Raw genomic sequence first — 19457 nt, 5'->3', positions numbered from 1 at the left:
GGCAACATGCATTCCACCACAGCAGCCATAATCGAAGGCCCGGGTGCCCCATTCACCTTTGCCGAAGTCGTGCTCGACGAACCTCGCAAGGACGAGGTCCTGGTACGAATGGTCGCCGCCGGTCTGTGTCACAGCGATCTGAACGTACAGGCGGGCCGTATGCCCTTCCCGCTGCCCGGGGTCATCGGCCACGAAGGAGCCGGAATCGTCGAGCAGGTCGGGGCTTCTGTCACCAAAGTCCGGCCCGGCGACAAGGTCCTGTTGAGTTTCACATCATGTGAACACTGCACCAGCTGCCGCAATGGCCACCCGGCCTACTGCGACACCTGGCTGCCCCGCAATGTGACGGGAGGCAAACGCAGAGACGGGAGCTCTCCGATCACGCGCGAAGGCGTCCCGGTCGGTGGGCATTTCTTCGGCCAGTCCTCCTTCGCCGAGGCGGCCGTCGTCGACGCTCGCAGTGTAGTGAAGGTGGACCCCGAAGCCGACCTGACGGTACTCGCGCCGCTGGGCTGCGGCGTCCAGACCGGAGTCGGCACCGTCTGGAACGTCCTGGCGCCCAGACCCGGTGAGAGCCTGGCCGTCTTCGGCGCCGGCGCGGTGGGCCTGTCGGCGATCATGGCCGCCGCTGCTCTGCCCTCGGGTGACATCATCGCGATCGACCGTGTGCCCTCCCGGCTCGAGCTCGCCCTGGAGCTCGGCGCACGGCACACCATCAACACCACCGAAGTGGATCCGGCGACCGCCCTGGCAGAGATCACCGGTGGACGCGGCGTCGACAACGCAGTGGACACCACCGGAATTCCCGCTCTCCTCCGCACCGCCGTCGACGCCCTCAGCACCGGCGGAGCGTGCGCGGTCGTCGGCGTGGCCCCTCCCGGCGTCGACGTGGCGCTGGACATGCACGATCTGCTGCTCGGCAGGCGCGTGCTGGGCGTGACGCTGGGGGACGGCGAGCCGGAGACCCTGCTGCCCCGGATGGCCACGCTGCATCGGCAGGGAAAGCTCCCGCTGGAAAAGCTGATCAAGCACTACAAATTCAGGGACCTGAACACCGCTGCCCGCGAAATGCACGATGGGGCGACGATCAAACCGGTCATGCTGTTCTAGTCCCCAATTCTGTTGAAAACGCATGGCGAGCCATGAGAGAGGCAACAGGTGGGCTGACGATGCAAAAAGAAAATAGGCAAGACGCAATGCTTCCCGGCAGTGTCGACACGGCGAAAGTATCGATCGAAGAATTCTGTGGTGCGCTCGCATCGCGCGATATGGCGGGCCTGTGGAGCAGGCCGCCGATGCCGGCACACCCGATGCCGCAGACGCGTGCGCATCTGTGGCGCTGGGACACCGTCGCCCCGCTGGCTCGGCAGGCGGGAAGGGTTCTGGAGGTCGACGAAGGCGCGGCTCAGCGGCGGGCCCTGCAGTTCTGCAACCCCGGGCTGCGCATCGGAACGACCGAAGCCCTGTTCGGCGCCTACCAGTATCTGGATCCGGGTGAGACGGCACCGGCCCATCGGCATTCTCCGGCAGCGATCCGGTTCATGATGACCGGCTCGAATGTCTACACCACCGTCGACGGAGACGCCTGCTGGATGGAGCCCGGCGACTTCGTCCTCACGCCCAGCGGGGCGTGGCACGATCACACCAACCAGAGCGGTGAGCCCGCCATCTGGCTCGATGTGATCGACGTGGTGATGGTCGCCACCTTGGAGTCGATCTTCTTCGAGGACCATCCGGCCGGGATGCAGGACGTCGCGGGTTTCTCCCTCTCGGAGGAGAAGTTCGGGCATGCGGGACTTCAGCATTCCGACGGCGCCGCCTGGCCGAAACCGTACTCGCCGCTGCTGCGCTACCCCTATGCCCAGGTCGATGCCGCACTGGCAGCGTTGCAGAAGCAGAGTGACGACTCCAGCGTGACGCTGGAGTACAGGAATCCGGTCACCGGCGGCCCTGCTCTGCCCACCCTCACCTGCCAGATGACGAGGATTCGTCCGGGAAAGCCCACGGCCCCCCGACGTCAGACCGGCGGCCGGATCCACACCGTGTTCCGCGGCCGCGGCAGGTCCGTGATCGGCGGAAAGGAATTCACCTGGGGTCCGGGTGACGTCTTCGTCGTCCCCTCCTGGGTGCCCGTCGAGCACGAAGCGGAAGAGACCGCCGACCTCTTTGTCGCCAGTGACCGGGCGGCCCTCGAGGCTTTGCATCTCTACCGCGAGACCGAGCTGCCCGACCGGCAGCAGGTGACAGACACATTCGAGCCGGCCGCCGCGCCGGAAGCCGACGAAACGGTGCCCGCTGTCGGCCGAGGAAGGAGGTAACCGTGAGAATCGCAATTTCCGGAGGCGGGATCGGCGGACTCACCACCGCGTTGATGCTCCATGACGCCGGCATCGACGTGACCATCTACGAGGCGGTCCCCGAACCGCGACCGCTCGGCGTGGGAATCAACGTACTTCCCCACGCCGTCCGGGAACTCGAACGAATCGGCGTCCTGGAGGAGCTTCTCCCCCTTGCCGTCGCCACCGAAGAGCTGTGCTACGTGAATCGGCACGGCCAGTTCCTGTGGCGGGAGCCGCGCGGGATATCGGCGGGATACCCGGTGCCGCAGCTCTCGATCCACCGAGGCAACTTCCAGATGGCCCTCCTGGACATCGTCCGCCGGCGCCTCGGCGAATCCGCGGTGCGCACGGGAATGAAGGTCAGCGGTTCCCACCCGGACAACCGCAAGGGCGCCGAGTTCCAGCTGATCGACAGCGTCACCGGCCGCACGTCCCAGGAGTCCGCGGATGTGCTGGTGGGCGCCGACGGCCTGCACTCGGCACTCCGGAAGCAGCTCCACCCGGAGGACGGCAGCCCTCGATGGAGCGGGGAAGTGATGTGGCGCGGCACCACCATGGCACCGCCGTTCCTCACCGGAAAGTCCATGACGCTGATCGGCACGCGCGGGCACAAGGTCGTGGCCTATCCACTCTCCGCTCCCGACGACCAGGGCAACGTCCTGATCAACTGGATTGCCGTCCTGGACCAGAGCTCGCGCCGGATCCCGCCCGTCGAATCCTGGAACGGACCGGGAAATATCGAGGACTTCATCGACCAGTACGACTCGTGGTCGTTCCCGTGGCTCGACGTCGCGGCGCTGATGCGCGGCGCGCAGAGCGTCCACGTCTTTCCCATGGTCGACCGCGACGCACTGCCGACGTGGACCGCGGGACGGACGACCCTCTTGGGCGACGCGGCGCACCCCATGTTCCCCGTGGGCTCCAACGGAGCTTCCCAGGCGATCCTCGACGCGCGTGCGCTGACCCAGGCCCTCCTTGAGGAGGGCGATCCCGACATCGCCCTGGAGCGCTACGAAAGCGAACGCCTCGCCGCCACGGCGGGCGTCGTGGAAGCCAATCGCAGCCAGGGAGCCGCACGCATTCTCGACCTGGCCGAGGAACGTGCCCCCGAGGGCTTCACCGAGGTGGGCGAAGTCTTCGCTCCCGGGGAACGGGAGGCGCTCGCCGCCGCGTACCAACGCGTTGCCGGCTTCGCTCCGACAGCCCTGCGGCAGTAACACCAACCGAAAGAGACGGTCGTGACAACGATCGGAGGAGAACGACGATGGTGAATCCGGAGACTGACGTGGCGAATGCCGTCGCCCGCCTGCGTCAACGCAGCGGCGGCGACCTGATCGACGTCCATGCCCACTACACCCCGCCACTCACGGAAGCCGGGCTTGCGGGTCTGCTGGCCTCCTTCCGCGCCGGCAACTTCACCGCGCCGCCGGCCGGCCCCTGGTCGGTCGAAAGCGCCCTGGAGTTCATGGACGGTCATGGCATCTCGGTACAGATGCTGTCGAGCCCGAACCGGCTCACTCCCGACGTGGCGAAGACACACAACGAGTTCGGGGCGAAGGTGGTGCGGGAACACCCCGACCGGTTCGGGCTGCTCGCCAACCTTCCGCTGATCGATCCGGCCGGCGCGGTATCGGAAGTCGCCCGCGCAACCGAGGAACTCGGCGCCGACGGATTCGTTCTCGTCACCAACTACGACGGCGCCTATCTGGGGGACCCTCGGTTCACCGATGTCTTCGCCGCGCTCGACGCCAAGAGGGCCACGGTCCTCCTGCATCCGGTGGTGCCTGCTGGCTTCGACGTGCTTGCGTGCGGACGCCCGGGGCCTGTCATCGAATTCCCCATGGACACGACGCGCACCATCGTCGACGCCATCTATGCGCGGGTCTTCCTGGACTTCCCGAACATCAACTTCGTCCTCTCGCATGCCGGCGGAGTCCTACCCATCCTTGCCGAACGCATCGGGTCGACCGGCTTGCTGCCGTGGGTGAGCAATCCCCGCGGCGTGACCAAGGCAGAGGTGCGCCAGCAGATCGCCGGCCTGTTCTACGACACCGCGCTCGCGACATCACCCAACGCGCTTCTTCCACTCCTGGAGATCACGTCCCCCGATCACATCGTGTTCGGGTCCGACTATCCGCCGGGGGACCTCAAGGTGATCGAAGCCCACATGGACGCGCTGAGTCGGACCACCCTCCTCAGTGACCGACATCTGGCGCAGTTCTCGACCACTGCGACAACTCTCTTCCCGAACCTGACAGCACGCTCGGACGCATAGTCCAGAGCCCTCGAATCCTCCTGACGGAAGTCAAGCACCACCCGAGAAAGGAACTGCGATATGACGGCCAATATCGGACGACTGGGATCCCAGTCCGCGGTGCGTCGGTGGACGATGGATGAGTTCACCTTCACCTACATCGTCGACGGACCCATGTCGCTCACCCCCACCGGCTTCCTCAAGTCGTTCCCCGACGCCTACTGGCGCGAACACCCCGAGGCGCTGGACGAGGCGGGCGGCGTGCCGATGACGGCAGGCGGACTGCTCGTCGAGCGGGACGGCCACCGCATGCTCGTCGACGCCGGACTCGGTGTCATGAACGTCAACTCGCACTACGGGCCCATCCAGGGCGGCGCGATGCTGGAGACACTCGCGTCGGTCGGCTACGCGCCCGAGGACATCGATGTTCTCGCCCTGACCCATATCCACATCGACCACACGGGGTGGGCGTTCGTCCCGGACGGGAACGGCGCACGGAAGGCAACCTTCCCGTCGGCGTCGTATGTGATGTCGCGGCAGGAGTGGGAGCCGCTCTCCCAAGGGGTGCCGCCGGCCGACATGCCGGACCCGACCACCGTGGTGGAGCCGCTGCTGCACCACCCGAAGCTCACCCTCGTCGACGACGGCGGAGAGGTGGTGCCGGGCGTGACGGCACTCGTCACGCCCGGCCACACCCCCGGGCACGCCACCTACATCGTGACCTCGTCGAGCGGCAGGCGGCTGGTGGTCTTCGGCGACGCGTTCCACTCGCCCGCGCAGCTGACCCACCCCGACTGGGGCTCGGCACCCGACAGCCACACCGAGTCCGTACAGGAAGCACGTGCCCGCGTGCTGTCGGAGCTGCTCAAGCCCGACACCTACGCCTTCGCCTTCCACTTCGGCGACCAGCCCTTCGGCCGTGTCGTCCGCGACGAGCAGGGCCAGGTCACCTGGGAGCCGATCCCCACGCACATTCTGTGACGCCTTCCTCGGCGTCCCGCACCACCTGAGCCACGCGGAACATCTCCTGGGCAGCGGTCGAGCATTCAGGGCCGGCCGCTGCCCGCGTGCGGCACATTCCGTTCTCCGGCAGGTCATGCAAAGGACACTTCCATGGCTGTTGCAAAAGAAATATCGGTTGCGGATCCCACCCAAGTGGACCCGTCCACTCTCAAGCGTGTGACGGTCCTCGCCACTCTCGGAAACGTCCTCGAGTGGTACGACTTCACCGTTTACGGCTTCCTCGCCGTTCATATCGGAGCCACCTTCTTTCCCGAACAGGACGGCGTCACGTCGATCCTCGCGGCCTTCGCGGTCTTCGCGGTCGGGTTCATCGCCCGGCCCTTGGGAGCTTTTGTCCTCGGTCCGTTCATCGACCGCAAGGGACGCAAGTCGGTCATGCTGCTGTCGATGCTGCTGATGGCATCCGGCTCACTCCTTATAGGCCTCGCACCGGGGTATGCCGTCGCCGGATCGCTCGGTGCGGTCATCATCGTCATCGGACGCCTCGCGCAGGGATTCTCGGCCGGCGGCGAATTCGGGAGCTCGGCCGTCTTCCTCATCGAGTGGGCCCACCGCGGGCGCCGGGGATTCTTCGGGAGCTTCCACCAAGTCGCGACCTACGGTGGCCTGTTGCTCGGTGTGCTGGTCACCGCCGGGCTGACCGGCGCCCTGGGCTCGACGGCGATGCGCGACTGGGGTTGGCGTGTCCCCTTCGTCCTGGGCGCTCTGCTCGCCGTGGTCGCCCTGTTCCTGCGGAGACGCATAGAAGAGACCCCCGTCTTCACCGCGTCCCGCGGTCAGGCATCCACGCAGTCCGGCGCGGAGATCGACCACGGAACGAACCCGCGGCCGAGTGTCGGATTCCTGCTGACGGTCGGGGTGGTCGCTCTCTGGGGAGTGACGGCCATGGTCGCGCTCACGTACATGCCCAGCTACGCCTCGGAGTTCCTGGACATCGAGCTGCAGACCTCCCTGGTGGCGACGCTCATCGGCGCGATGGTGACGGTTGTCCTGCTGCCTGTCGCGGGCCATCTCTCAGACAAGTTCGGGCGTAAAGCCCTGATCGTGTTCAGTGCCGTGGGCTACGTGGTGCTGCCGTATCCGCTCTTCCTGCTCATGGTCGACAACAGGTCGTTCGGGTCGCTGGTGATCGCGCAACTGGTCTTCGCGGTGTTCACGGCGGCCATCGCCGGCACCGGCTCCGCAACGATCACGGAGCTCTTCAGCGCCAAGCACCGCGGCTCGCTGGTCTCCATGGGCTCGGCAACCGCTGTGACTGTCTTCGGCGGCTTCGGCGCGATCATCTGCACCTGGCTCATCGACGTGACGGACAGCGCCGTGTCTCCCGCCTTCTACATCTCCGGCGTCGCCCTGATCACGCTCGTGGCGGGACTGTTCCTGCCCAGAAACCTCGCAAGCGGCGACCTGCGTGGGTGAGAGTCCGGGGCGCGGGACACCGCCGACGGTATTCACGGAGAGGAAAGTACGTTGAAACTGAGCCTGTTCGACGATTTTCGGCTCGGCGTCTGGGCACGGGACGACTCGATAGTCGACGTGACAAGTGTGCTGCCGGAGACAACTCGTCCATCGGATCGTATGAGTGCGCTGATAGCGGACTGGGCGAGGATCGAGCCCAAGATCCGGGACGCCGCACGCAGCACCGGAACACCCCGCTCACAGGTCACGTTCAGACCGCCCCAGCCAAGACCGTCGAAGATCCTCGCCGCCCCGGTCAATCACGGTCCGCATCGTGAAGAGATGATTGCTGCGGGAGCCTTCAAGGACGTGCCGGGAACGATCGAGAAGTATGTCGCTTTCCTCAAGGCACCTTCGTCGATCGTCGGGCCGGACGGATCGATCGAGCATCCTGATCCCACGCGTCGCATCGACTACGAAGCCGAACTCGGCATCGTCATCGGTGCCCCGGCACGCCACGTATCCCGTGGGAACGCACTGAGCCACGTCTTCGGCTATCTCGCCCTGATCGACGTGACGATGCGGGGCGACGAGGACCGCTCGTATCGCAAGAGCTTCGACACCTTCACGCCGCTGGGGCCGGCCATCGTCACCGCGGACGAGATCCCGGACCCGTCGGTGCTCGAGCTCGAACTGAGCGTCAACGGTCGTCTTCGCCAGAAGGGGAGGGTCGCCGACCTCATCTACGACGTCCCGCAGCTCATCGAAGTGTATTCCCGGGCGATGACGCTCGAGCCGGGAGACATCATCGCGAGCGGCACCCCGGACGGGGTCGGACCGCTGAGCCCCGGTGACGAGGTGTCGCTGGAGGTGTCGCAGGTGCCGCCGCTCACCATCCACGTCACGGCCCGCGACCCGTTCCACCAGCCGTCCACACCAGGGACGCGGTGACGGCCGCCTCCCCCGCAGGCGTGCGCTGCCCTCTCCACGCCCGCCTGACCCCGGCCCCGGGCTACCGCGCCATGGGGCACCACTGCACCGACGACGACACGGGTGCGGACCGGCTCCACCAGCCGTACGCCACCCGACCGACTGAAATGGACCCTGATGAAGGAAGAGATCGACGAGACCGTACGTGCCAGCCGAGCCCTGGCCGCTGCCGGTCTGACCGACATGGTGTGGGGGCACGCCGCCGTCCGTGACCCGGATGGCGGCGGCGTCTGGATGAAAGCCTCCGGTTGGGGATTCGAGGAGATTCTCGCCGAGCGGGTGCTGCTGGTCAGCCGCGAGGGTGAGGTCCTCCACGGCGAGGGCAAGCGGCACATCGAGTACCCGATCCACACCGAGATCATGGCGAGGCGCCCGGACGTCGGCTGCGTCGTGCACACGCACGCACCCGCCCTGAGCGCCTTCGCCTCCCTCGACACACCCCTGCTGCCCATCTCCCACGACGGCGTCGTGTTCTGCGATCCGCAAGTGCCGCGCTTCACCGAGACGGGTGCGCTCATCGCGACCCGCGACCTCGGCGCGGCGCTCGCCGAGACGCTCGGTGACGGCCCCGCATGCCTCATGCCGCGGCACGGAGCCGTCACCGTCGGTCCGGACGCCGCAACTGCCGTCATGTACGCCGTTCTGCTGGAACGGGCGTGCCGTACGCAACTCATGGCCATGGCCGCCGGAGGCCCCAAGACGTGGTCCGACGATGCCGAGGCGGCCTTCAAACGCAACCAGGTCTGGAACCCCGCCCAGCGGGACGCAGGCTGGAACTACCTGCAGCGTCTCTCGGAACGGAGCGTGTAACGACGGAGTCGTCGGGAGAGCGGACGACCACGCGGATCCGGGCGAGGACCGCAACCACCGCCATCGAGGAGCAGCGCCACAAAGTCCCCGGCCGGCTCCTCGGCCGGGCGAAGGAGTCAGACGCCGTCACGCCCGTGAGAGTGCCGCTCGCGGTGCCACGCAGCGCCGGCCGCCGGGTTGACGCGCGGGTTGATCCTGGCAAGAGACGGAGTCATCGGCGCCGATCACCCCATCTCCGTGGTTCTGATCCTTCGTGATCCGGCGGATCCGTAGCAGCCGCCTGACTACGCGCAGCCTTGGATTGTGATCTTCCTGGGCTGGGCGGCTCGTACACTGACGAGAATGGAGGACCACACGGCCACTGGGATCGGTGCACGTCCGGCGCCCGTCCTGCGGCAGTACGTCGACTCGTATGTCGGCTTCGACCTCCGCGGACTCCCGACGGGGGTGCACTGCGGCCCGCCGAGCCGCGCGCTCACCGCGGTGATCAGCCTGTCAGATCCTTTGGAGGTGGCGGCGGGCGTTGACGACGGGTCACCGGTCACCCGATTCGGCAGCGTGGCCGGCGGTCTGATGTGCCGGTCCGTCGCGATTCACCACGACGGACGCCAGCAAGGTGTTCAGGTATCGCTGACACCGCTCGGGGCGCGGGCCATCTACGGCATGCCGCCCGCCGAGCTCGCCCACCGACTGGTCCCGCTCGACGAGCTTCTCGGAGCGCTTGCCGTCGAGTTGGTCGACCGGCTCCGATCGGCGACAACATGGGCGGCGCGGTTCACCGCGCTGGACGAACTGCTCCTCCGAGCTGTCGGCCGTGGCGCCTGCGGCGACCATGTGCGCCGGGTGCGCCCCGAGGTAGCCGAGGCGTGGCGCCGCCTCGTCGTCGCGCGGGGTTGCGTCCAGGTCGGTGCGGTCGCCGCGGAACTCGGCTGGAGCCGTCGGTACCTCACCGAGCGGTTTCGCGGTGAGGTGGGCCTGTCGCCGAAGACCTTCGCCCGAGTCTTGCGCTTCGAGCACGCGCACGAACTGGCGGTGGCGCAGGACCCGCTCCCGTGGGGCGATGTGGCAACCGTCACTGGCTACGCCGACCAGGCCCATCTCGTTCGGGACTGGCGCGAGTTCACGGGCCGAACGCCGACGGCCTGGCGTCGTGGCGAAGTCCTCCTCGGAGCCCGGTAGCCGCCAACCGTCTGTCCTTCGCGTCGGCTTCTCTTCCCTTTTCTTCAAGACCGCCCGATCGCCGTCGTGGACGATCGTCGGCATGAGACTCCTCCACCACGAACGCAATGCCATTGACCTGCGGACCACCCCCGTGCACCTCGGACCGGGATCGAGAGCGAAACCCGTCGAGGGCTTCACCTGGGACCCGGAGGTGCTCCAGGCCTACAGCGCCGCGGTCGCGGCAGACGGCGCCGAGGGCCGGATGGTGATGATCTTCGACGGCGACGGGCTCGGCGACCATGGGGAGAGCCACCCTGCAGGCGACGAACTGGTCGTTTGCCTCAGCGGGTCTGTGACGGTCACCCGCGACGTGGACGGGGTGCCCGACCGCGTTCTGCTCGGGCCGGGCGAGGCCACCATCAACCCGGCCGGGGTATGGCACGTGGTCGACATGGAAGGGCCGACGTCCATCCTGGCCGTCACTGCGACCCTCGGCACCGACCACCGTCCTCGGACCGACACCCGCCCGACCGAACGCGTCGGCACGCCCAGCCCGGAGGAAGCGCCGTGACGACACGCATCGCGTGCCTCGGCGACAGCCTCACCCGCGCGCAGTTCAGCGTCGACTACCTGGATCTTCTCGGACGACGCCACACTCCCGGTGACGTGCAGCTTGCCCGTTTCGGCGCCAACGGCGACTTCGCCTACAACCTCTTGCAGCGCCTCGATGCCGTCGTCACGAACCCACCCGATGTGATCACCGTGTTGATCGGGACCAACGACGCCCGAGCGAGCCTTGCCGGCTACCCCGTCGAGCAGGCCATGAAGCGCAAACAGCTCCCCGATCGCCCGTCGGCCGGCTGGTTCCGACAGTGCCTGGGAGCCGTCGTCGCACGGCTGCGAGCGGAGACCGACGCGACGATCGGTCTGCTGTCGCTACCGGTACTCGGCCAACAACTCGACGGAGCAGCGGCACAGGCATCGCAGGCGTACAGCCGGATGATCGCCGAGGTCGCCGCCACCCACGAGGTGGCCTACCTGCCGCTCCACGAACGCCAGATCGAGGAGCTGCGCCAAGCGGACCCGCGCCCGATTTCATACCGGGAGGTGACGCCCGCAGCGGGCGTCGGCGTCCTCGTCCAGCACGCAGTGCTGCGCCGCAGCCTCGACACGATCTCGCGGCGGCGAGGTCTCGTGCTCACGACCGACCACATCCACCAGAACAGCCGCGGCGCCGCCCTTATCGCTGAGGTCATCGACGCCGGTCTGCTGACCCAGAGCGCGTAACTGGTTCCGGCGCCCGGCCGGTCGGATGCCATCTACCGCGCGGAGGCGGCATCCGATCCAGGCGGTCAACGCCTACGACAGGGTGCGCTGACGCGTTGTCGCCGCCGACGACGACTGCCGTCGTCGGCGGCGGCGAGCTCTTCGGCGGTCAGCGGCCCATGCGTTCCGCGCCGGATCAGGCCGCGCGGCCGGCCTTGAGGGCGGCCGCGATCTCGACGGCACGGCGGGCCTGGTGGCGGGCCGCCTGCAGGGGCACCTCACCGGGCGCGCCGTCGCCGGCCACGTGGGAGGTGCCGTAGGGGTTGCCCGACTGGAACTGGACGGGGTCGGTGTAGCCAGGGGGCACGATGACTCCGCCCCAGTGGTAGAAGGTGTTCCCCAGCGCCAGGAGGGTCGACTCCTGGCCGCCGTGGGCGGTGTTGGAGGCGGTGAAGGCCGAGTACACCTTGCCCGCGAGCTTGCCCTGGAACCACAGCGGGCCGGTGGTCTCCATGAAGGCCCTGAGCTGGCTGGCCGGGTTGCCGAAGCGGGTGGGGGTGCCGAACAGCACCACGTCCGCCCACTCCAGGTCGTCGAGGCTCACCTGGGCGACGTCGGCGGTGTCCTGAAGGTGCTGGGCCCACTCCGCCCGGGAGTCGACCGCCTCCTGCGGGGCCGTCTCCGCGACCTTGCGGAGTCGCACCTGCGCGCCGGCCTTCTCCGCACCCTCGACGGCCGCCTGCGCCAAAGCGTGCACATTGCCCGTCGAGCTGTAGTAAATGATCGAGACGTTGACCGACTCAGACATCGGTTGCCTACTTTCATCACCGGGATAGCGTTTCCGTTCATCAGTGCCGACGACGCAGCCCTGCGGAACGTGAGGCGACGCGGCGCCCGGCTCACATTCCGCCGTGCTGTCTCGTCGAACTGAACGGGGACAGAGCGACCGAGGGAGTCGGCGACACCATGACCGAACCGTCCACGTCCGAGCACGGCAGGCCCGATCCGAGCCTGAACGCGATCATGAGCGAGCGGCAGCAGCTGATCAGCCTCACGTACCGGCTCCTCGGCTCACTGACCGAGGCCGAGGACGTCGTGCAGGAGACCTACACCCGCTGGTACGCCATGTCGCCGCAGCAACGGAACGCCGTCGACGCCCCCGGCGCCTGGCTGACGACGGTCGCCAGCCGCATCTGCCTCGACCTGCTCGGCTCGGCACGGGCCCGGCGGGAGCGCTACGTCGGGGAATGGGTCCCGGAGCCGCTGCCCGACGGCACCCAGTGGGTCAGCGGGCGGTGGGTCGGCACCGCCGCCGCCGACCCGGCCGACCGGGTCACCCTCGACGAGTCGATCAACATGGCCTTCCTCGTCGTCCTCGACCTGATGACCCCGGCCGAGCGGGTCGCGTTCATCCTGCACGACGTCTTCCGCTACTCCTTCGCCGAAGTGGCCGCGATCGTCGGCCGGACGCCGACGGCGTGCCGGCAACTGGCCTCGTCGGCCCGCCGCCGGATACGCGCCTCGCAGTCCGCCGCGGCCCCGGCAGCCCTGCGCGCCGACACCGTCCGGGCCTTCAAGCAGGCGTGGGAGGCCAAGGACATCGACGCCCTCATCGGGCTGCTCGCCCCCGACGCCACGGCGACCGGCGACGGCGGCGGGCTCGTCCCGGCCGCGCTCCACCCGGTCGAGGGCGCCGAGCGGATCGCGCACTTCTTCGCCGGCCGGATGGACTCGGCGCCCGGCGTGACGCTGGTGGAGAGCACGGTCAACGGTCAGCCGGGGCTGGTCGCCCAGGTGGACGGCGTCTCCGTGTCGGTGCTGGCGTTCGACGTGTCGGGCGACCGGATCAAGCGGATCTGGGCGGTGCTCAACCCCGACAAGCTCCGACCCTGGCGGACGGCGGGCTGACCGCCGTCCGATGCTCACCTGCCGTTGCTCACCTGCCGTAGCGCCGCTCCCGGGCCGCGTACGAGCGCAGTGCGCGCAGCAGGTCTATCTCACGGAAGGCAGGCCACAGGACTTCGACGAAGTGCACCTCCGCGTATGCGGACTGCCAGAGCAGAAAGCCGGACAGCCGCTGCTCGCCGGAGGTGCGGATGACGAAGTCGGTGTCGCGGCCCGCCGAGGAGTAGAGGTTGTCGGAGATGTGCTGGAGGTCGAAGTTCTCGGCCAGTTCGCGCGGGTCGCCCCCGGCGGAGATGTGTTTGTCGAAGGCGGACCGGACCGCGTCGATGATCTCGCGGCGCCCGCCGTAGCCGACCGCCACATCGACCTTGAGGCCCGCCCGGTGGGTGGTGCCCGCGACGGCGTCCTTCAGGGCCCGCGCGGTGTCCGCCGGCAGCAGGTCCAGCGCGCCGATGACCTCGATCCGCCAGTCCTCGTCGGCCGCGCAGATGCTGGCCACGGTCTCCTCGATGATGGCGAGCAGCGGCTCGAGCTCGGCCGGCGGCCGGTGGAGGTTGTCGTCGGACAGCATCCACAGGGTGACGTGCTCGATGTCCGCGGCGGCGCACCAGCGCAGGAAGTCGCCGACCTTCGCACCGCCGACGCGGTAGCCCTCGCGGACGTCGTCGTGCCCGGCTCCGCGCGCCCACCGGCGGTTGCCGTCCAGCATGATGGCGACGTGCCGGGGACGGGGTTTGCCCTCCAACTTGCGCGCCAGGCGCCTGACGTACAGGGCTTCCAATGCCGAGCGAAGCGCCCTCAGTGCCACGTGCCATGTCCCTTCGTCCCCGCCAACGACCGACCGGGGGCCACCGTATCGCCCGGCGCCCGCTACCCGGCCCGGGGGCCCGGCAGCCCCGCTCGACGCGGCCGGCGATGTGCTGTTCGGCGTCGCACGGCACTCCTGAATATAGTAGCCATGGACATAGTAGCCATGTACTCTATCGAGCATGAGCAAGGGTTCCGAACGGGCCACGCCCGGTTTCCTCGTATGGCGTCTGTCGACGAAGTGGCGTGTGGCGGTGGACCGGGCGGTGGCTCCGCTCGGTCTCACCCACGCGCAGTACTCGCTGGTCGCATCGCTGTACGGCATGCAGCACGCGGGCGAGCGCCCCAGCCAGCGGCGGCTCGCCGACCACACCGGCCTGGAGCCGCTCTACGTCTCGAAGCTCGCCCGAGCCCTGGAGTCCGCCGGCCTGATCGAGCGGAACCGGGACCCCCGCGACCCGCGAGCGGTCCAACTCGCGCTCACCGCACAGGGCGAGGACGTGACCCGCCGCGCGATCACGGTCGTCCAGGGGCTGCTGGAGCAGCTGCTGGCGCCTCTGGGCGGCCTGAAGAGCGCCCGGACACGCGCGCTGACCGACGAGCTGAGGACCCTGCTCGACGTACCGCTCGAACCCATCGAGACCTCCCAGGGGGAGTCATGACCACCACCGCACCTCCCGCCGACAGCCGCCTCATCGGCCGGGCGCACTACGCGAGCCGCGCCGTCCTGGAGCACTTCCTGGCCCGCCACGGGGCCACCTTCCTCGAGCAGTTGACCCTGCGGGCGACCGTCCTCGCCGACGGGCCGCTGGAGCTCGACGCGCTCGTCGAGCAGATCGCCGGGTCGCTCAAGAACGACCCGGCGGACGTGCACCGCACCGTCGACGAGCTCCTCGCCAAGGGGCTGCTGGCGGCCGACGGCACCCTGGTCGGGCCCACGGACGCCGGACGCGAGCTGATCGCCGCCGTCCTCGCCGAGACGGGCGGGAGCACCGCCCGGATCTACGCCGGAATCCCGCCGGAGGATCTGGCGGCCGCCGGCCGGGTCCTCGTCCACGTCACCGAGCGGGCCGAGGCGGAGCTGGCCGCGCTCGCCGGCCAGTCGTAGTGGAATATTCAACTACCTAGTCCGGTTGACCGCCCCGAAGGAGGTCACGAGTGGACACGACATACACCACGTACTACGCCCACGGAACGGCGGCGGAGCGGTGGGAGCGAGCACAGCAGTTCTTCGACGCCAAGGAGTACGCGACGGCCGCGCAGGTGCTGGTCGGACTCGTCGAGGAGGTGCCGGAGCAGACCGGGCCCCGGCTGCTGCTGGCCCGCGCCTACTACCACTCGGCCCAACTGCTCCGCGCCGAAGCCGAGTTGCGGGTGATCGTCGAGCGTGACCCGGTGGAGCACTACGCCCGGCTGATGCTCGGCCGCACCCTGGAGCGCCAGGGCCGGCCCGGCGAGGCGGGACCGCACCTGCGGATCGCCTCGGCGCTGGCGGGCGACTTCCCGCAGGAGTGACGGCACGGGAGACGCGCGGGAAGCCGCACGGGGAGACTCCCGGAAAGACGAAGAAGCGGAGCCGAAGAAGCGGCCCGGCGATGGAACCCACCGCCGGGCCGTTCTCGTGTCGCTCCCATGTCGCTGCCGTACCGCTGCCGTACCGCTCCGTACCGGTGCTCAGACCGCCGTCCGCCGCCCCCGTCGGTACGCGATCTCGCCGAGGACGATGTCCACGAGCAGGAAGCCGGCCAGCGGGATGCCGAGGAGCGGGATGAAGTAGCCGACCACGGCGACCCCCGCCATCAGCGGGACCAGGACGTACGGCGGAACCTGCGCCCAGGCGCCGCGCGGGATCGGCCGGCCGAAGGAGGAGCCGCGGCCGCGCTGCCACCACATGCGGTAGCCCAGCACGATCAGCAGGATCAGGGAGAGCGTGAGGACCATCAGCGCGAGCTGGTTGACCAGGCCGAACAGAACGCCGGTGTGCAGGTCGATGCCCCATCGGGTCAGCTTGGCGAGCAGCGGGTGGTCCGCGAACCGCAGCACGTCGGTGACCTCGCCGGTGGCCGGGTCGATCGCGACCGCGTCCTGCTTCTCGGGCCAGCTGCGCTGCACCTGCTTGACCACGTACGCGGAGGACGCGTCCGCGGGCGGGACTATCTCGACCGGGTCGCCCAGGCCCTCGGCGCGCGCGGCGGACAGGATCTTGTCGAGGCCGACGCCGTGCTCGCCGTCCCCGCCCGCAGCGGACGCCGAGTCGTGCCCGGCGTGCTCGCCGCCGCCCGCGGCCGCGGAGACCGACGGGGTGGACTGGCCGAGAGAGGTGCGCAGTTCGTCGACGTTGGCGCCCGCGTACGTCGACCAGGTCAGTCCGGTCGCGGACAGGAAGAAGAACCCGGCGGCGGCCCACACGCCGACCGTGCCGTGCAGCCCGAGCGTGCGCCGCCGCCCGCTGGTGCCGCGCACCTTGCGCAGGGCGCGGCGGCGGGAGAACCACAGCGCGACCCCGCCGCCCGCGATCACCCACAGCCAGCTCGCGGCGAACTCGCTGTAGAGACGCCCGTTCTCACCGAGGTGCAGGTCGCGGTGGAACTCGTCGATCCAGGTGCGCAGCGGCAGCGCGCCGGTCGAGCCGTACTGCTCCAGCGCGCCGCGCACCTTGCCGGTGTACGGGTCGACGAACACCGCGAGGGTGTGGGTGGCGGTGACCCCCTCGACGCCCGACAGCATCACCCGGGTCGTGGCGTCGTCCTCCGGCGAGGGGCGCACGGCCGAGACCGTTCCCTCGGGATGGGCCTTGCGGGCGGCGTCCACCTGCTCGGAGATCGGCAGCTTGGTGTCACCGACCGGCACGGTCAGCTCATGGGAGTACAGGAGCTTCTCGGCCTGGAACGCGCCGGCGTAGAGAAACCCGGTGACGGCGGCGATCAGCACGAAGGGCGCGACGAACAGGCCGGCGTAGAAGTGCAGGCGCAGGACCAGGGGGCGCAGCGGGGCCCATGGGCCGCGGGACTTCGGCGCGGGGGCCGCTGCCTGCGGGACCTCGTCCGTGCTGGTCGGGGGAGCGATGGACATCGGCGGGCTTCTCCGGGGTCGGGGACGGGGCGGGGAGTCGGCGGGTAAGGATTCGACAGGCGGGGAGTCGCCGGGAAGGGGACGGTTCCCGGGCGGGGCGATCAGGCGATCGCACAGACGATCGGACAGGTGGTCGCACAGGTAGTCGGAACGGGACCCCGCCGAGTTCCGACCACTTCGAGTGACCTGCGTCACATGGGCCTCGGTCGTGGCATCCTGGCCGAATGGCATCTCCCAGTCCCCGCGCGCCCCTTGCCGACCGGATCGAGGAACTCCTCGCCCCCGGCGGCCCGTTGCCCATCGTCGCGGCCGGCGACCCGGTCCTGCGGGCCGGGACCGCACGCTACGACGGCGAGCTCGACCCCGCCCTGCTGGCCCGGTTCGTGGAGGCGCTGCGCGTCACCATGCTCGCCGCCCCGGGCGTCGGTCTCGCCGCCCCGCAGGTCGGTGTGGAACTGCGGATCGCGGTGATCGAGGACCCCGCTCCGGTGCCGGAGGAGGTGCGGCTGACCCGCGGGCGGGTGCCGCTGCCGTTCCGGGTCCTGGTCAACCCGTCCTACGAGCCGGTCGGTTCCGCGCGGGTCGGCTTCTTCGAGGGCTGTCTGAGCGTGCCCGGCTACCAGGCGGTGGTGGCCCGGCCCGCCGAGGTGCGGCTGACCGGCGAGGACGAGCAGGGGCGGCCGCTGGACGAGGTGTTCGCCGGGTGGCCCGCCCGTATCGTCCAGCATGAGACGGACCACCTCGACGGGCTGCTCTACCTCGACCGGGCCGAACCGCGCTCGCTGTCGGCCAACCAGGCCGTGCTGGAGCGTTGGACGCAGCCCACGCCGCAGGAGGCGGCGCGGGCGCTGAACTTCGAGTTGCCGTAGGTCGGTTGCCGTAGGGCAGTTGCCGTAGGTCGCAGGTCAGTTGTCCCGGTACGCCTCCAGCAGCCGCAGCCACACCTCGCTGATCGTCGGGTAGGCCGCCACCGCGTGCCACAGACGGGCGATCGGCACCTGGCCGGCGACCGCGACCGTCGCCGAGTGGACCAGCTCGCTGACGCCCGGTCCGACGAAGGTGACCCCGCGCAGGATCTCCTCGTCCAGGTCGACGATCATCCGGGCGCGGCCGTTGTACCCGTCGGCGTACAGACCCGCTCCGGCCGCCGAGGCCATGTCGACGTCGACGGCCCGCACCCGGTGCCCGGCCTGTTCCGCCTCCGCCAGGGAGAGGCCGACCGCCCCCGCCTCCGGGTCGGTGAACACCACCTGGGGGACGGCGTGATGGTCGGCCGTGGCCGCGTGGGCGCCCCACGGCTCGGTCTGCAGGAGGGGCGTCCCGGCGGCGCGGGCGGCGATGGCGGCGCCCGCGATCCGGGCCTGGTACTTGCCCTGGTGGGTCAGGAGGGCACGGTGGTTGACGTCGCCGACCCCGTACAGCCAGTCGGTGCCGTTCACCCGCAGGCTGTCGTCGACGCCCAGCCAGGAGCCGGGCTCCAGGCCGACGGTGTCCAGACCGATGTCGTCGGTGCGCGGGGTGCGTCCGGTGGCGAAGAGGATCTCGTCGGCCTCGAGACGGTCCCCGGTCCCGGTGACGACCACGACGACGCCGTCCGCCGTACGGCTCACGGACTCCACCGAGACGCCGGTGCGGATGTCCGCGCCCGCTTCGGTGAGCGCCTCGACGACGAGTTCGCCGGCGAACGGCTCCATCCGGTTGAGCAGGCCCTTGCCGCGCACCAGCATGGTGACCCGCGAGCCGAGCGCCTGGTAGAGGGTGGCCATCTCGGCGGCCACGACTCCCCCGCCGACCACGACGAGCCGGCCGGGCACGGTCTGTGAGCTGGTCGCCTCCCGGTTGGTCCAGGGCTTCACCTCGGCGAGCCCCGGCAGATCGGGCAGGGCGGCGCGGGTGCCGGTGGCGATCGCCACGGCGTGCCGGGCGGTGAGCACCTTGTCGCCCACGGTCACCGTGCGCGGGCCGGTGAGCCGGCCCCGGCCGCGGTAGAGGTCGGCGCCGATGCCGTCGAGCCACTGGGCCGCGCCGTCGTCGTGCCAGTCGGAGGTGTAGTAGTTGCGATGGGCGAGGACCGCGGGGACGTCGAGGGGGCCCTGGACCGCCTGGGCGAGACCGGGCACGCGGCGGGCGTCGGCGCGGGCGAGCACCGGGCGCAGCAGGGCCTTGCTGGGCATACAGGCCCAGTACGAGCACTCGCCGCCGACCAGCTCGCTCTCCACGACCGCGGTGGTGAGACCGGCTGCGCGGGTGCGATCGGCGACGTTCTCCCCCACGGGCCCGGCCCCGAGCACCACGACGTCGTACGCGATGGTTTCCGTTTCCGTCATGGGGCCAGTCTGGTGCGTGGTGTGCGGGGCGGCCACACGGGTAGGGGCGCGGAATACGCGATCCGCCGACCGTGTTGTGCGGACTGCTTCGCCCCACACCAGGAAGAA

20 protein-coding genes are annotated in these 19457 nt (G+C 69.5%); 16 read left to right on the top strand and 4 right to left on the bottom strand.

Annotated elements, in window-relative coordinates; genetic code table 11:
- Positions 1-6: 6 nt before the first annotated feature.
- From ACWD4O_RS31650 to ACWD4O_RS31600, 11 genes are all read left to right on the top strand, one after another.
- Positions 7-1110, top strand: a complete 1104-nt coding sequence (locus ACWD4O_RS31650; protein WP_451285106.1) for an NAD(P)-dependent alcohol dehydrogenase — start codon at positions 7-9, stop codon at positions 1108-1110.
- 86 nt (positions 1111-1196) lie between these two features.
- Entirely contained in the window at positions 1197-2318 is a 1122-nt protein-coding gene (locus tag ACWD4O_RS31645) for a cupin domain-containing protein (protein WP_451285104.1), read from the top strand.
- 2 nt (positions 2319-2320) lie between these two features.
- Positions 2321-3556, top strand: a complete 1236-nt coding sequence (locus ACWD4O_RS31640; RefSeq protein WP_451285102.1) for a flavin-dependent oxidoreductase — start codon at positions 2321-2323, stop codon at positions 3554-3556.
- 47 nt (positions 3557-3603) lie between these two features.
- A complete protein-coding gene (locus ACWD4O_RS31635; RefSeq protein ID WP_451285100.1) occupies positions 3604-4614 on the top strand; it encodes an amidohydrolase family protein in 1011 nt (336 codons plus the stop codon).
- Positions 4615-4674: 60 nt separating this feature from the next.
- Positions 4675-5574, top strand: a complete 900-nt coding sequence (locus ACWD4O_RS31630; RefSeq protein ID WP_451285098.1) for an MBL fold metallo-hydrolase — start codon at positions 4675-4677, stop codon at positions 5572-5574.
- A 132-nt stretch (positions 5575-5706) separates the two neighbouring features.
- On the top strand, positions 5707-7032 hold the full coding sequence (locus ACWD4O_RS31625; RefSeq protein ID WP_451285096.1) for an MFS transporter: 1326 nt from the start codon (positions 5707-5709) through the stop codon (positions 7030-7032).
- A 51-nt stretch (positions 7033-7083) separates the two neighbouring features.
- Entirely contained in the window at positions 7084-7962 is an 879-nt protein-coding gene (locus tag ACWD4O_RS31620; protein WP_451285094.1) for a fumarylacetoacetate hydrolase family protein, read from the top strand.
- Between the two features lie 156 nt (positions 7963-8118).
- Complete coding sequence (locus ACWD4O_RS31615; protein WP_451285092.1) at positions 8119-8811, top strand: class II aldolase/adducin family protein; 693 nt, start codon at positions 8119-8121, stop codon at positions 8809-8811.
- 342 nt (positions 8812-9153) lie between these two features.
- A complete protein-coding gene (locus tag ACWD4O_RS31610; protein ID WP_451285090.1) occupies positions 9154-9990 on the top strand; it encodes a helix-turn-helix domain-containing protein in 837 nt (278 codons plus the stop codon).
- 82 nt (positions 9991-10072) lie between these two features.
- A complete protein-coding gene (locus ACWD4O_RS31605; RefSeq protein WP_451285088.1) occupies positions 10073-10543 on the top strand; it encodes a cupin domain-containing protein in 471 nt (156 codons plus the stop codon).
- Positions 10540-11259, top strand: coding sequence for an SGNH/GDSL hydrolase family protein (locus ACWD4O_RS31600; RefSeq protein ID WP_451285086.1), 720 nt, complete (start codon positions 10540-10542; stop codon positions 11257-11259). The genes ACWD4O_RS31605 and ACWD4O_RS31600 overlap by 4 nt, the downstream gene beginning before the upstream one ends.
- A gap of 175 nt (positions 11260-11434) precedes the next feature.
- Here the strand turns inward: ACWD4O_RS31600 and wrbA are convergent, their stop codons facing one another.
- Positions 11435-12046 carry an NAD(P)H:quinone oxidoreductase gene (gene wrbA, locus ACWD4O_RS31595; protein ID WP_451285084.1) on the bottom strand — a complete coding sequence of 204 codons (612 nt, stop codon included), beginning with the start codon at positions 12044-12046 and terminating at the stop codon, positions 11435-11437.
- A gap of 158 nt (positions 12047-12204) precedes the next feature.
- On the opposite strand from wrbA, the gene sigJ reads away from it, so the two are divergent.
- Positions 12205-13146 (top strand): RNA polymerase sigma factor SigJ, encoded by a 942-nt coding sequence (gene sigJ / locus ACWD4O_RS31590; RefSeq protein WP_451285082.1) that lies wholly within the window; start codon positions 12205-12207, stop codon positions 13144-13146.
- 28 nt (positions 13147-13174) lie between these two features.
- Here the strand turns inward: sigJ and ACWD4O_RS31585 are convergent, their stop codons facing one another.
- The gene (locus ACWD4O_RS31585) at positions 13175-13945 is read right to left on the bottom strand and encodes an isoprenyl transferase (protein WP_451285184.1); all 771 of its coding nucleotides are present in this window, start codon (positions 13943-13945) and stop codon (positions 13175-13177) included.
- 187 nt (positions 13946-14132) lie between these two features.
- Between ACWD4O_RS31585 and ACWD4O_RS31580 the strand changes: the two genes are divergently transcribed.
- Genes ACWD4O_RS31580 through ACWD4O_RS31570 form a run of 3 tightly spaced genes read left to right on the top strand, consistent with a single transcriptional unit; the run spans position 14133 to position 15465 of the window.
- Positions 14133-14612 (top strand): MarR family winged helix-turn-helix transcriptional regulator, encoded by a 480-nt coding sequence (locus tag ACWD4O_RS31580; protein WP_451285080.1) that lies wholly within the window; start codon positions 14133-14135, stop codon positions 14610-14612.
- Positions 14609-15058 carry a MarR family winged helix-turn-helix transcriptional regulator gene (locus ACWD4O_RS31575; RefSeq protein WP_451285078.1) on the top strand — a complete coding sequence of 150 codons (450 nt, stop codon included), beginning with the start codon at positions 14609-14611 and terminating at the stop codon, positions 15056-15058. Before ACWD4O_RS31580 ends, ACWD4O_RS31575 begins: the two co-directional genes overlap by 4 nt.
- 50 nt (positions 15059-15108) lie before the next feature.
- The gene (locus tag ACWD4O_RS31570) at positions 15109-15465 is read left to right on the top strand and encodes a tetratricopeptide repeat protein (protein WP_451285076.1); all 357 of its coding nucleotides are present in this window, start codon (positions 15109-15111) and stop codon (positions 15463-15465) included.
- Between the two features lie 159 nt (positions 15466-15624).
- Here ACWD4O_RS31570 and ACWD4O_RS31565 read toward each other — a convergent pair whose 3' ends face one another.
- Complete coding sequence (locus tag ACWD4O_RS31565) at positions 15625-17022, bottom strand: PepSY-associated TM helix domain-containing protein (protein ID WP_451285074.1); 1398 nt, start codon at positions 17020-17022, stop codon at positions 15625-15627.
- 224 nt (positions 17023-17246) lie between these two features.
- Here ACWD4O_RS31565 and ACWD4O_RS31560 point away from each other — a divergent pair, with 224 nt between their 5' ends.
- The gene (locus tag ACWD4O_RS31560) at positions 17247-17891 is read left to right on the top strand and encodes a peptide deformylase (protein ID WP_451285072.1); all 645 of its coding nucleotides are present in this window, start codon (positions 17247-17249) and stop codon (positions 17889-17891) included.
- A 36-nt stretch (positions 17892-17927) separates the two neighbouring features.
- Here ACWD4O_RS31560 and ACWD4O_RS31555 read toward each other — a convergent pair whose 3' ends face one another.
- Positions 17928-19349, bottom strand: coding sequence for a dihydrolipoyl dehydrogenase family protein (locus tag ACWD4O_RS31555; RefSeq protein WP_451285070.1), 1422 nt, complete (start codon positions 19347-19349; stop codon positions 17928-17930).
- Positions 19350-19457 lie beyond the last annotated feature (108 nt).

This window comes from Streptomyces sp. NPDC002623 (assembly GCF_053592635.1).
The sequence above is the reverse complement of the archived record's forward strand: the minus strand, read 5'-3'. Positions and strand labels throughout refer to the sequence as shown.